General features: G+C 53.1%; 10 protein-coding genes. All 10 read left to right on the top strand.

What is annotated here, in order from left to right:
- Window positions 1–375: transposase (locus M2108_RS23730; protein ID WP_277471737.1), on the top strand; the 375-nt coding region annotated here is incomplete at its 5' end.
- A gap of 192 nt (window positions 376–567) precedes the next feature.
- A complete protein-coding gene (locus M2108_RS23725; RefSeq protein WP_277471738.1) occupies window positions 568–1,320 on the top strand; it encodes a BofC C-terminal domain-containing protein in 753 nt (250 codons plus the stop codon).
- A 395-nt stretch (window positions 1,321–1,715) separates the two neighbouring features.
- A complete protein-coding gene (locus M2108_RS23720) occupies window positions 1,716–2,633 on the top strand; it encodes an ABC transporter ATP-binding protein (RefSeq protein ID WP_221802539.1) in 918 nt (305 codons plus the stop codon).
- A gap of 2 nt (window positions 2,634–2,635) precedes the next feature.
- Entirely contained in the window at window positions 2,636–3,787 is a 1,152-nt protein-coding gene (locus M2108_RS23715; RefSeq protein WP_277471739.1) for an ABC transporter permease, read from the top strand.
- A gap of 1 nt (window position 3,788) precedes the next feature.
- Complete coding sequence (locus tag M2108_RS23710) at window positions 3,789–4,895, top strand: ABC transporter permease (RefSeq protein WP_277471741.1); 1,107 nt, start codon at window positions 3,789–3,791, stop codon at window positions 4,893–4,895.
- A gap of 37 nt (window positions 4,896–4,932) precedes the next feature.
- Window positions 4,933–7,536, top strand: coding sequence for a condensation domain-containing protein (locus M2108_RS23705; RefSeq protein WP_277471743.1), 2,604 nt, complete (start codon window positions 4,933–4,935; stop codon window positions 7,534–7,536).
- A complete protein-coding gene (locus tag M2108_RS23700; RefSeq protein ID WP_277471744.1) occupies window positions 7,529–8,728 on the top strand; it encodes a condensation domain-containing protein in 1,200 nt (399 codons plus the stop codon). Before M2108_RS23705 ends, M2108_RS23700 begins: the two co-directional genes overlap by 8 nt.
- The gene (locus M2108_RS23695; RefSeq protein ID WP_277471745.1) at window positions 8,706–10,286 is read left to right on the top strand and encodes a non-ribosomal peptide synthetase; all 1,581 of its coding nucleotides are present in this window, start codon (window positions 8,706–8,708) and stop codon (window positions 10,284–10,286) included. Before M2108_RS23700 ends, M2108_RS23695 begins: the two co-directional genes overlap by 23 nt.
- Window positions 10,270–11,751 carry a condensation domain-containing protein gene (locus M2108_RS23690; protein WP_277471746.1) on the top strand — a complete coding sequence of 494 codons (1,482 nt, stop codon included), beginning with the start codon at window positions 10,270–10,272 and terminating at the stop codon, window positions 11,749–11,751. Before M2108_RS23695 ends, M2108_RS23690 begins: the two co-directional genes overlap by 17 nt.
- Window positions 11,752–12,912 carry an ACP S-malonyltransferase gene (locus tag M2108_RS23685; RefSeq protein ID WP_277471747.1) on the top strand — a complete coding sequence of 387 codons (1,161 nt, stop codon included), beginning with the start codon at window positions 11,752–11,754 and terminating at the stop codon, window positions 12,910–12,912.
- Window positions 12,913–12,945: the final 33 nt, after the last annotated feature.

Genomic DNA, 12,945 nt, shown 5'->3' with positions numbered 1-12,945 from the left:
AACAAAGCGCTCTCGGAGCGTCGTTTTCGAGTCGTCATTTTGCGAGATCCGAAAGGAAACCCCGTCATCTTAGCGACGAACTTGCACTGGCATTCACCTGAGAAAATCGCCGAGATTTACCGAAAACGCTGGCAAATCGAGGTCTTCTTTCGCTGGATTAAGCAAAAACTAAATATTCCAAGGTTATTTGGAACCACGCCAAATGCGGTATACGGCCAGCTATACACCGCTTTACTGGTGTATGTTCTGCTCAAGTATCTGTTTGACCAAGGGAATGCTGCAGTACATACCACCGTCAAACTAACATTTGCCGAATTTGATCGGTTTTTGCTTACAATCTTTACCGGTCGAATGGAGGGTGTTTCTTTCGAGTAACTTAAAGTTCCAGAAATAGGTTAATCAACAGCCGTAACTAAAATCCAACTAAGTGTAGCGAAGGGGAATTCGGAACGTTGTATTCCCTCCGTTGAATATCAACATTTTCCCCCGGACGCGCATAATCCCTTCCCCAGCAGGCCACAATAGCCAAAAAAGCAGAATGAAGGGATTACAGTGAACGCTTTTCGCTTGAAAAAACAACTGTGGCGGCGGTGGAGACGGTGGAAAAATGCCCCTTGGGTTGGAGCGGCCTGTATAGCATTAACGGTACTCGGCTGGCGGGGCATGCAGGTTCCGCAGCAGCTGAGCGGACTGCTCAGCACAGCTGAATGGAATATGCCGGAAACGGCAGGAACGTTTTATGATCCGCTGCAGGGCGGAGATCCGGATAACAGTGTAGCGGCTCTGGCAGCTGTTCATCATAATGCCGGAGACACCGGGGAAGACGGAAGCATCACGCTGGAGCGTGCCAAATTACTGGAGACGGTAAGCAGTGAGGGGATCAGCCGGGTGGTGCATCTGAAGACGGTCTACGTCACCGGTGAGGAGATCCAGACGTTGCCCGGCCTGAAAAGTCCAGGGCAGCTAAAAGCGCTGATCAAAGACCGTCCGGGCTGGAGCGGGTGGATCAGCGGGGAAGGCGATCTGTGGCTCGAGAAGCGGGTGAATGACCTGTCGCCGCTGACCAAGCAGAATGCCTATATCGGCGTCGATGAAGAGGGGAATCTGAGCCTGTTCAAGGGACGGCCGGAAGGGGAAGAGGTGCTGAAGACCTTTTTTCAGATGGATATGGGCTCGATGAAATCCTCACTTCCTGAAGAGGTGTGGAAGCAGCTGCATGAAGGCATACGCGTACAGGATATTGAGGAGTATAACAGTGTGCTTTCGACCTTCAGTGACTATGCACGGGATTCGGCAGAGCAGGTTATGCAGGCTGAATAGATACGGTACTTAACGGCTATGCGCCCAATATGGGCAGCGTGGCCGTTTTTTTTGTTAAAAAAGGGGCCCTCAAAGTACCTGAGGCAACATCGATGTAATGTAAAAAGCCCCGCTTTGCGGGGTTATTTTTATATCCAAAAAAGGCAGTTCCGGTTGCTTGTAAGCCCTATGTCCGCAGCGCCTGATATGGCTTTGACCGGTCATTTGGGTGCTGCCTGATGCGAATAAGTTCGCAGTTATTATCTAAATTACGCCTGTTATGACATAAAAGTATATCTGCACGCTCCGATGCTAAACTGTGATTGTAGGAAATAAGGTGGCAGATGCTTCCAGGGCAGTCTATTCATAAGCAGGCCCTTAAGGCGGTTGCTATAAAACATTTAGGAGGTACAGCAATGCGGACAATCTTTTCTGGCGAGGCTATAGACTTCAGTTACAACAAAAAGGAACCGGTACTGGACGGTCTTAGCATCTCTATTACGGACAGACAAATTTACGGGCTGCTTGGTCCCAACGGGGCAGGCAAATCAACATTGACCAAAGTCATGCTTGGTCTGGAAAACCCGCAAAAGGGCAAGCTGCAGTGGTTCAATGAATACCCTAACCAGAGCACGAAGAGCCGGGTGGGCTATGTGCCGCAGGATCTGGCGCTGATCTACGATCTGTCGGCCTATGAGAATGTGGAATTCTTCGGCAAGCTGTATAACCTCAAGGGTGAAAAGCTGAAGAAGCAGGTGCGTTATGCTCTGGAATTTGTAGGGCTATGGGAAGAGCGCAAGCAGAAGCCCAAGAAATTCTCGGGCGGGATGAAGCGGCGGCTGAATATTGCCTGCGGGATTGTACACAATCCCGATGTTATCATCCTTGATGAGCCGACCGTAGGGGTTGACCCCCAGTCGCGAAACCGGATTCTGGATGCCATCCTGGAGCTGAACCAGCTGGGTACAACCATCGTCTACATCTCCCATTACATGGAGGAGGTCGAAAAAATCTGCTCGCATGTCGGCATTATTGACAACGGCACGCTGCTCTGTGAAGGCAGACTGAGCGACATCCTGGAGGCATATACGGATCAGGCCATTCTGAAGCTGGAGCTTCAGCAGAAGAGCTCCGCTTACACCGCACGGCTGGCGGATTACACGGTAGTAGCTATTGAGGATAACAAAATAGAGCTGGCGGTTCCAAAGAACAACGTCGGCGTAATCAGCGAAATCAAGGACAGGCTCGGCGATGAGCTCAAGAGCTTCCAGTACATCTCGCCAAATCTTGAACAGGTGTTTTTCAAACTGACTAAGAAGAATTTGAGGGATTAGCCATGTGGACGATCTATATAACAAGCATGAAGCGGAAGATCAAAAGCCCTGTCGTCTTTGTCAATTACATTCTGCTGCCGCTGCTGCTGATTGTGATTCTGGGCAACGCCCTATCAACCATGTTCCAGCCGGAATCCAAGGAGACAGCTGCAGCGGTCAATATTACACAGACCCGTACGGTCGTGGTTAATGAGGACAGCGGCCAGTTCGGAAAAGATATCGTAGCCTTTTTGACCAGCGCTGAGAACAGTGAGCTGTATGAGGTCACGGTTGCTGCAAGTGCAGAGGAGGCACGCAAAGCCCTGGAGGCCGATGAATATGACCAGTTCATTTATCTGCCCGCCGGCTTGACCGAAGGCGTTACAGCAAACCGGGAAAGTACGGTTACGGTTTACGGCAAGGATCAGAACATTGATAAGGTGGATATCACCGCCTTGACCCTCTCCGCCTTCGGCGACGGGTACCAGGCTATGGGCGTATCCGGACGGGATAATCAGCCGCTTGTTTATCAGCATGCCTACAGCAATCTGCTGACGGCGGGAGGTGCTGCCGGAGAGAAGGGTGAAGCAGGCGGTATGTCGGGTCTGAGCTACTATGGCGTGACGATGCTGGTTCTTATCCTCTTTTACGGACTGGCCAATACGATGAATTTCATTCAGGAAGAGTACAATGAAGCGCTGGGTGACCGCTATCTGATCTCGCCGGTATCCAAAATGTCGCTGGTAGTAAGCCAATGGCTGACCGGCTGCTCGATCTCCATTCTTCAGGGGCTGGTCATCGTGGCCTGTGCCAAGCTGTTCTTCAATGTCTCTTACGGCAATAACAATCTGGTGGTCCTGTTCATCATTATTGTCGGCGCCATTTTCTTTAACGCGCTGGGTCTGTTCCTGGGCGTGCTTGGACGGCGTATGAAGGCACTGGACAGCATTGTCTCCCTGCTGATTCCGGTCATGACGTTTATCGGCGGCGGCTTTATCAAGCTGGATTTCGGTTCGCTCAGCAGGCTGAGCATTAATGAGGTGTTCCAGCAGCCGCTGTTCAACTATATCCAGCAAGGAGTAATCGACCTGATGCCTGTCTACAATGCACTGGTCCTGTCGCTAGGGTTTGTATTGATTTCCGTCTTTTCATTAACCCGGAAGGGGGTCAGATAACATGAGAATCTTTGGACTTTATTTGAAGCGGATAGTGAAAAGAAGGCTGACGCTTATTTTCATGGTACTGCTGCCCGTTCTGTTCACCTTCATGGTGGTTACGCAGTATAACGATGCGACCAAGGTAACCCTGGCCATGTATGTACCTGACCCCGCAGTTGATTCCTACGTCTCCGCCATGCTGGAGAAGCAGGATGTAACCCTGATTCATGCAAAGGATGCAGACAGCGCCATCCAGACAAGCGCGAATCTGGGAATAGTCTTTACCAGTACTGCCGGGGAGCTTTTTGACAATCCGGGTGCGGTGAAGATCGAGAGCTATGCCAAGGAGGTTAATTTCAACTCCAAATCACTTGAGGTCAAGCTGAACAGCATCTTCTCCTCACTGCAGACGCTGGCAAGCAATGCACCCGATGCCGGAGCTTTTCAGGAGAGCATGAAGCTGATGGCGGATTCTCCGGCACCGGTCACAATCGAACCTAGCATTCTGGGCAATCCGAATGCGGTCGTCCTGACCAGCACGTTTAACATGATTGTATTTATCATGCTCTTCCTGACCATGACCAACACCCTGCTGTTCCTGGGTGACAAGGTTCATTCCACGACTGAACGGGTGCTGCTGACGGCAAAAAACAAGCTCAGCTACTATTTACAGACGGTCAGTGTATTCGCAGCGATCGGTATCGTCCAGTTCCTGCTTATGATTGCCCTGATGAGCGGGGCCTTCGGAATCGACCTGGAGCTGTCCGCTTTCCATCTGCTGCTGCTGGTGCTGGCTTACGGTCTGCTTAATGTCATTGCTGCGGGCATCGGCCTGCTGCTGGTCAGCCGCACTACGAAACAGTCCACCGGACGGCTGCTGGTCACCGTTGTCTCCCTGCCGCTGGCGATGCTCGGCGGTACACTCTGGCCCAGCTCCATCATGCCCGAAGGCATGCAGCGCTTCGCCCGGATTCTGCCGACCCGGTGGATTACGGAGCTGAACACAGAATTGTTCAGCGGGTTCACGGGAAGCGGCAGCGCGGTTACGGTTCATTTTGTCAGCCTGCTGGGCTGTGCGGCGCTCATCTTTCTCCTGCTCACCCGGGTAAAAACTCAGGATATCTAGGGCAGGCCACAGGCTGTGCTGAAAGGAGGAGAAGAGCATGATGCTTAACAGTCCCGAGACCGGCATACGGCATTACGAGCTGGAGCCCTTGCAGCAGAAAATATTATATGCCGAAAAGCACGGTAAGGATTACGGTATTTATTTCACCGTTACTTATGATGACCGGTGGAGCAGGGGTGAAATAGATCAGGCTGTCAGGAAGGTAATGAACGCAGTTGAAGCCTTCAGCGGCAGAATTATCAGACAGGATTCACAGTACATGTTTGCGGTGGACAGCGGCTTCAAGGATTACCGGAGCAGCGTACCGCTCGGCGGCCAGAGACTGGCTGTCTTCGGGGGCGGACGCCTGGCCGCTTACTATCTCAGGGAGGATGAGCACTGCATCGAGTTTCTGATGCACCATCTGATTATGGACGGTGATTCCCTGTATCTGTTCCTGGACAGCCTGGAGCAGGAACTGCTTAATAAGAGCGCCCCTGCGCTTGATGAAGGCAGTTATTTCCGGAAGCCGAGTGGCCGGGCCAAGGCATTGCCGGGAATGGACGGGTATGCGGACAGAATCAGGCAATTCCAGCGTCCGGATCAGACCGGCCGCCCGTACGCCGAGTCGGTATACGGCCGCGGCCGGCTGACAGACGGGGCTTTCAGAGCGGCGGTATCGCTGTCAGGCAAACTGAAGGTCACCCGGTTCGGCGTTATCCTGCTTGCACTGGCCCTGCTGTCGCCGCAGCGGAGGAACCTGATTGGAGTAGTGGTGTCCCGCAGGGATCAAATGCAGCAGGCTGGTGTAATCGGGAATTTCACGGATGTTGCACCTGTTCTTCTGAAGATAGACGACAGCCTAAGTTATGATGGCAATGCTCGCAGCATATTCAAAGAGCTGTTCCAGTCCATTAGCGGCTCCGCCCTCCTTTCTTATGAGGAATATATGGAGCTGCTGGGGTACCACGGTTATGACTACGTATTGTCTTATACCGGAATGCCGGAGCTGGAACAGAGATCGAAGGTATTCTCCCGGCTTACGCTGGGCGGTTATCTCCACAAGTACAATAACCATCTGCAGTTCAATGAATACGGCGATCATCTGGAGTATGAATACTGCTGCGACCAGCCCATGATCCAGCACCTGTTCTCCGGACTGGAGGAGATGCTGCTTATGCTGGACCGGCTGGAGCTGTCCCAGCCTGCCGGTGATACGCATGTACCTCAGGCGGCTGTCATGGAGACTGCAGCTGCATCTGCCGGACCCGCTGCGCGGGAAGAGAGAAGCAGCAGGTGGTTGCCTGATATCGGTGAGGATGACGACCTGTTCCACTCCTCGATCTCTTCAATGGATATAGCAAGAATGATTACGGACATTTACGAGCATCTGGGTGTGCAGCTCAGCTATCAGGATATTTATACTTCGGGCACGCTCCGCGAGCTGAAGCGGCTGATTCTGGAGCGGGCCGGCCATGCCGCCTTCCCGCAACGGGATGCTGCAGAGCCGGACGGATACGAATGCCCGAACTTTATGAAGGTGTTGTTCATCGACAGCTTCCGCCTGGCGGAATCCAATATGTACGATGTGAAGTATGCTTACCGGATTTCAGAGCAGGGCACGGTTGAATTGAATGCGCTGCAGGCTGCGATTGAGCATGTTATTGCATGCAACGATGTCTTCTTCACAGAGTATATCTACGCCGATGGCGAGGTACACGGGAAGATCGGACAGAACAGGCATGTGGAAATTGAGCATATCACACTGGCTGATGCCGGTCAGCTGCAGGAGCTCAGCAGCGGGTTCCGCCTGCAGGGCGGTGGACGGCTATGGGATATCAGGCTGGTTACACTGCTCTCCACCGGAAACACCTACCTGTATCTCAATATGCACCATATGCTTATTGACCAGATAGGACTCGGTATTCTGCTCAGCCAGATCGAGGACAGCTTCAACGGCCAGCCTGTACAATTTGCCCAGTATGCGCAAATAGCCGGCAGCTATAAGGCAGCTATTGCCGGTGATGTGCAGGGCTGGCGGCCGCTTCTCCGTTACAACGCCTATCCAAGTCTGGGCAAGCCGGTTCGGGCCAAGGGAAGCTATCATTTGTATGAGTTTACCTGTCAGGCGGAAGAAGTGCCGTATCCAGAGCAGGAACACAGGCTGCTTTCTTCCCTGACGAGCCGTTTGGCACCGGCTTTCAATCATACACAGGGTTATGTGGGCGCGGTGTACCACGGAAGGGTAATCCCCGGCGCAATCCATGTTGTCCAGTCCTTCGCCAGGGTACTGCCTGTCTTCTTCGACACTGACGATGACAATGTCCTCCGGGAGAGTCTTACTACTGCACACCGGTATCAGGCGGCATCGATTTATGATCTGAACGGAGCCGGCTTCACACTGGATTTCCCGGCAATTGTATTTCAGACTCTGGTTGCCAGCAGCAGTGAAGGAGCATTGTTTGACCAGGTCCTGGAGTTCCCGGGCGTGTCGAAATTTCAGCTGCTGGTGAATTTCCAGCTGTCTGCCCGGGAGTGCCGGATCAGCTTGTATATTGACGATCTGGTTTACACGCTGGAGGAAGAAGCACGGATTGTCCAGGATGTGCGGTCAGCCCTTCAGGAGCTTGCTGTAAAGGCAGGTGAAGCCGATCATGCCTGAATATGCATATTCCCCCGAGCCCGGGGAGCAGGAGGAGATCAGCGAGCTGACCGCCATCCAGCGCAAAATGTACATCTGCAATAAACTGCCGCTGTACCGGCTGCCGCTGTTGTATCCGCTGGATGCGGATACCAGTTACGGGGCTGTAAGAGCAGCGTTGTACACCGTTATTAAGGCGCATAAGACGCTCCAGGTAAAATATGAATATGAACCTCAGCTGCGGAAGTTCTACCAGCGGTATACCCCTTTGCAGCCGGAGGATTTCAGTGTGGAACCACTGGGAATTCATGAAGCGCCTGAAGAATATATCAGGGGCTGCAGCTCCGGGATTGATCTGGCTGCACATTATCCCTGGCGCCTGACCTTTCTGGAATGGCTGGATAAGCGGTACCTGTATGTCGAGTTCCATCATATCGCCGTGGATGGCTTGGGAATCCGCCGCTTTGAACAGGATTTCATCGGCAGGCTGCTGGAAGGGCAGGAGATTATACCACAGACTTCCCTTCCGTTATCCGGCTACCGTGCAATCTGTGAGCTCCAGCGGCATAGCATCGCTGCGGCAGAGGTGAAGGACAGGCTGCTGAGGCTGCCGGCGCTGCAGCCGGGGCCTGCTCCCGGTGCCGGAAGGCTTGCCGTCAGGCTTACAGCCGCCCGCCAGGAAGCGGTCCAGCAGCTGGCCTTACGGCTGAAGGTCACGAAGAACGCCGTTTTTCAGGGGCTGCTTGAGGAGTTACTGGGCCGTATGTGCAGCGGTGATACCTACGGCACAATCGGCAACTGGCGGATGAGAATCGGGAATTTCACTGAAGCGGGCTGCTATGTGCGGATGATGCCTAAGCAGATACAAGCGGAAGAGGATGTGGAGTCGAGAATCCGGAATATTCACAGCAGCAATCTTCAGAGCTTCAGAGACACCGGCAATGACTCCCACGGAATGATTGAATATCCGATCGTGTACTCCTATGAGGAGGACATGTTCCGGCATTTCCGCTACATACCGGCGGACCGGATGTGCAAGTTTGAATTATACATCAGGGTCTACCATTACCAGCAGGAGAACGGCATAGAAGTGGAATACAGCAAGGCCAAGTATTCAGATGACCAGATTGCAGCAATTATAGGTGACTTAGGCAGCAGACTTGATTATTTGGCGGAAAAGGGGGATTTCTGTGAATTTTTCAGAAAAAATTAACAATATATTTAATTTATACCATGATAAAACGGCAATTCTGGATGACTCCCACACTTTAACCTATCGGCAGCTGGATGAGCTTACCCGCGGTGTTGCAGCCGGCCTCCGCAGCCGGGGCGTTGGTAAAGGGGATGTGGTAGCCATTGAATGCCCGGAAAGAGCAGATTCCATTGTGCTTATGATCGGTACCATCCGTGCCGGAGCTGCTTATTGTGTTATTCCGGAAGCTTATCCGGACCATCGCAAGGAAAAGATGAAGTCACTGGTCCAGGCCAAGGTTAGTCTGCATACTATCGCCGGGGCTGGTGGCGAACGGGAAGCCGCGCTGCCGGAAACGGAAAGACAGCCCGACAGCCTTCTCTATATCATTTTCACCTCAGGCTCCACCGGAGAGCCGAAAGCGGTAGCTATCGAAGATCGGTCTATCGGTAAGATCGTCAATGAACCAAGCTTCTATCGGGGTGAGATAATGGGCCAGCTTGCCCCGCTGGAATTTGATGCTTCTGTCTATGAGATTTTTGGCGGGCTGCTGAACGGAATGACGCTGAAGCTGATCAGCAAGGACGACAGCCTGGATTGTGAAACGGTACCTGCACGATTTGACGGAATCGATACGTTATTCCTGACTACAAGACTATTCAATCTCTATGTGGATGAAGCCCCTGAGCTGTTCCGTAAGGTGTCGCTGGTTCTGACCGGAGGCGAGCGCTGCTCCGTACATCATCTGCAGGAGGCTGCGCGCTACTGCACTGTCCTTCATGTCTACGGGCCAACGGAGACCACGGTCTTTGCGACTGCCCACCGGGTTGACGGTACCGAGCTGCAGATGCCGATCGGCAGACTGTTTGACCAGGGGGCGTTCATGATTGTAGACGGGGATAATCTCGCGGTTCCTGCAGGGCAGCAGGGAGAGCTGCTGATTGCAGATTCCGGCGTCATGCGCGGTTATTTCGGGAATGCGGAGGCAAGCAGCAGAGCTCTGCTGGAGCTGGACGGCAGACGCTTTTACCGGACCGGTGACACGGTGTACCTTGATGCCGAAGAAGAGATTATCTATGTGGAGCGCAAGGACAGGCAGGTCAAAATCTCCGGCTACCGCATTGAGCTGGGGGAAGTGGAGAAATGTGCCTATAGCTTCGGCCTGCAAAAGGATTGTCTGGCTCACTACGACGGACAGCGGCTGATGCTCTATGTGAAGGATCAGGTGAATCTGGAGCAGCTGCGCGGACATTTGCGGAGCAGGCTGCCTGAGTATATGGTTCCTACAGTGAAGGTGGTGGATATTATTCCTATGAATACTAACGGTAAAACGGATATCTCAGAAATCATTAATGGCAATTCTATGGCCAGTAATAACCGAAATGAAATTATGCAGGTGATGACAAATGTGCTGAAAAGTGAAATAGCAGCAGAGCAGACATTTCTGGATCTGGGCGGGGACTCCATCAAGGCGATGGAAATCATCTGGCAGCTGGGAAGCAAGGGCTATCAGCTGGACCTTGATATGCTGTTCAGCAGAACTTTAGGAGAGATTGCGGACAATGTCAGCCACGGTTAGCAGTACCGAGAAAAGAATTGTGAGCAGCTGCCTGCTCAGTCCTACCGCCTATAATATTCCGCTGTTTGTCCGGTTTGCCGAAGGACTTAATATCCCCAAAATGTATAATCTGCTGACCCGGTATGTGGAGCAGTTCGACTTGTTCCGGACCACCTACCAGATCCAGTCCGAGATTTACAAAAGAACCGGAGATGAAGCGCCGACCATTGAGGTCAGAACCTTCGGTCAGCTGGATAAGGAGCGTCTGATCAGCGAGCAGCTGATTACCGTCAGGGACCGTGCGCTGGTGCGGATTCTGATCTGCAGGGTGCTGGACGAGCCGGCTGATTATCTGTTCATCAATGCCCATCATGTGCTTCTTGACGGGTTCAGTATGAACCTGTTCCTTCAGGAATTGACTGAAGCTTATCTGTCCGGGGAAGCTGCCGAATCACAGCTGCACCCGCCTGTGCTCGAAGTTGACGGGCCGGATAGCCAGCAGCCGGCAAGTCCAATCAGCTTCGGGAGCTATGCACCGTTCAAATCCAGGCTGCTGGCCAGACAGTGCAATGAGGTTCATTACCTGAACGACCGCTTCACGCTGGATCCGGGATATGTCAGGCGGCACTCGGATTTTGCGGTAGCGCTGACCGCCTTCTCCCTCAGCCTGGCGAGCCTGCTGCACAGCGGAACGGTCTATCTGGCCTATCCTTATCTGGGCAGAGATCCCCGCAATTACCGGGCGCTTGGCAATTTCGTGCAGCTCATCCCGTTCGCGGTGCAGCTGGAGGAGGAGCTGGAGACCGCGACGGATCAGCTCATTGCCGGGATTCAGGCCAGGATATTCTCCGGCTTTGCCGGTCGTGACCATTACGGGGAGCTGATCCGTACCGAGCCTATGAGCAGCATGAACATTTTCAGGGACATTATTTTTGATTACAAGTCAGGCAGCCTGATCGCCAAAAAACTGAATGAAGCCCATGGCATTGAGCTGGAGGAAGCCGCCGGCTACCAGGATGAAAAATACGGGCTGCATTTCTCCGTCTATAAGACAGGGGAAGACTGGGAGATCAGTGTCATCTCCAGTGAATACGGGCTGGAGGATCTGCAGACTCTGCAGTCGCTGTTCCGCAGCAATCTCCGGAGCCTGTATGCGAATGCCGGCGGCGGGCTGCGTGTAGGAGATCTGGTGTCCCTGGCTTCCAGGGAAGATGAGCCTTGCGGTGCAGAAGACAGCTTGCAGGCACAGGGCGGAGAGATTTACAGCAAGATTGCCGAAATCGTATCCGCCCTGCTAGGGGAGACGGATGTGCAGGCAGATGTTAGCTTTTTCGATCTCGGTATGGACTCGCTCCTGCTTGTAAAGCTCAAGAAAAGGATCAGGGAAGCCTTCAATATCAATCTTAAAATTTCGGATTTCTTCAACTTTCATACAGCCGGCATGCTGGCCGGCAAAATAAAGGATCATCTAAAGGAGGCTAATTAAATGAATATTGCATTGCTGTTGCCCGGACAGGGGACACGGTTTACGGAGCAGGTGAAGGAGCTCTGGCTGGAATCGCCCGGGGCGCGTGCGCTGATTGAAACAGCGGAACATCTGCTGGGCTTGCCGGTTTCGGAATGGCTGACCGCGGATTTAAGCCAGGACACCCATAAAGCCCAGCTTGCCACCTATGTCGGCTCCATGTGCATGTACCAGTTATACAAGCAGAGAATCGGTCTTTATCCCGGCTTCGTGCTCGGCCACAGTCTGGGTGAAATCACTGCACTGACCATTGCCGGGGCAGTCACCTATGAAGAAGGGCTTGCGCTGGTGAATATCCGCGGCAAGGCGATGAAGGCGGCGATTGAGCGGCAGGAGAGCCTGGGGATGATGGCAGTGTTTGCAGCTCCCGGAGAAGTCGAGGCACTCGCCGCCGGCTGGGATAACGTGTATGCGGCCAACCTCAACTCGGAGCAGCAGACCGTGATCTCCGGAACCCGCCAGGCCATACAGGAATTTGTTAAGCACCACCGGCTTGAAGGGGTTATGCTCGGCGTGAACGGGGCCTTCCACACCCCGTATATGAAGGAAGCAGTGGATGAAGTTTACGCGCAGCTGGACGGAATGTCCTTCAGCCCCAGAGTTCAGACCCAGGTCATCAGCAACAAGAGTGCAGGGCCCTATGACTTCACGAATCTGAGAGGAGAAATTGCCGCCCAGATTGTCAGCCCCGTCCGCTGGCAGCCGTCCATTGATTACGCGCTTAGCCGCGGGGTGCAGCTCTTCGTGGATCTGTCCCCTAACGGAATGTTCGTCAAAATGCTCAAAAGTGTCAAAGGCATCTTTGCCTTCCATAATGAAGAAAGCATGGCGGCGCTGTGCACGGAGCTGAAGGATGATATTGAGGTCAACCGGCACTATGACATCTTCTCCCGGGCGCTCGGCATCATTGTCTCCACCAAAAATAACAGCTTGGATGCCGAGGCCTATGACAATATCGTAATAAGCGGCTATAACCGCATCAAGTCACAGATCGGCAAGACAGCCTCGGATGCTGAGATCCGTGAGACACTGTCACTGCTGGAGCTGATCCTGAGCACCAAGGCGGTTCCGGCCGATGAAATTACAGAATACTGCAACCAGTTAGCCTGGAAAGTCGGATAACAACGTGGATAATGTGTTATAGGAATGGGGTGG

The sequence above is a fragment of the Paenibacillus sp. PastM-3 genome, from assembly GCF_029893965.1.
GTDB lineage: Bacteria > Bacillota > Bacilli > Paenibacillales > Paenibacillaceae > Paenibacillus_AQ.
Note: the sequence above shows the minus strand (reverse complement) of the source record. Positions and strands in the feature narration are given on the sequence as shown.

Excerpts from the sequence above, each read along its gene's own strand:
- M2108_RS23690 (WP_277471746.1), top strand. The coding sequence starts at position 10,270 with ATGTCAGCCACGGTTAGCAGTACCGAGAAAAGAATTGTGAGCAGCTGC.
- M2108_RS23685 (WP_277471747.1), top strand. The coding sequence starts at position 11,752 with ATGAATATTGCATTGCTGTTGCCCGGACAGGGGACACGGTTTACGGAG.
- M2108_RS23705 (WP_277471743.1), top strand. The coding sequence starts at position 4,933 with ATGATGCTTAACAGTCCCGAGACCGGCATACGGCATTACGAGCTGGAG.
- M2108_RS23720 (WP_221802539.1), top strand. The coding sequence starts at position 1,716 with ATGCGGACAATCTTTTCTGGCGAGGCTATAGACTTCAGTTACAACAAA.
- M2108_RS23700 (WP_277471744.1), top strand. The coding sequence starts at position 7,529 with ATGCCTGAATATGCATATTCCCCCGAGCCCGGGGAGCAGGAGGAGATC.
- M2108_RS23715 (WP_277471739.1), top strand. The coding sequence starts at position 2,636 with ATGTGGACGATCTATATAACAAGCATGAAGCGGAAGATCAAAAGCCCT.
- M2108_RS23710 (WP_277471741.1), top strand. The coding sequence starts at position 3,789 with ATGAGAATCTTTGGACTTTATTTGAAGCGGATAGTGAAAAGAAGGCTG.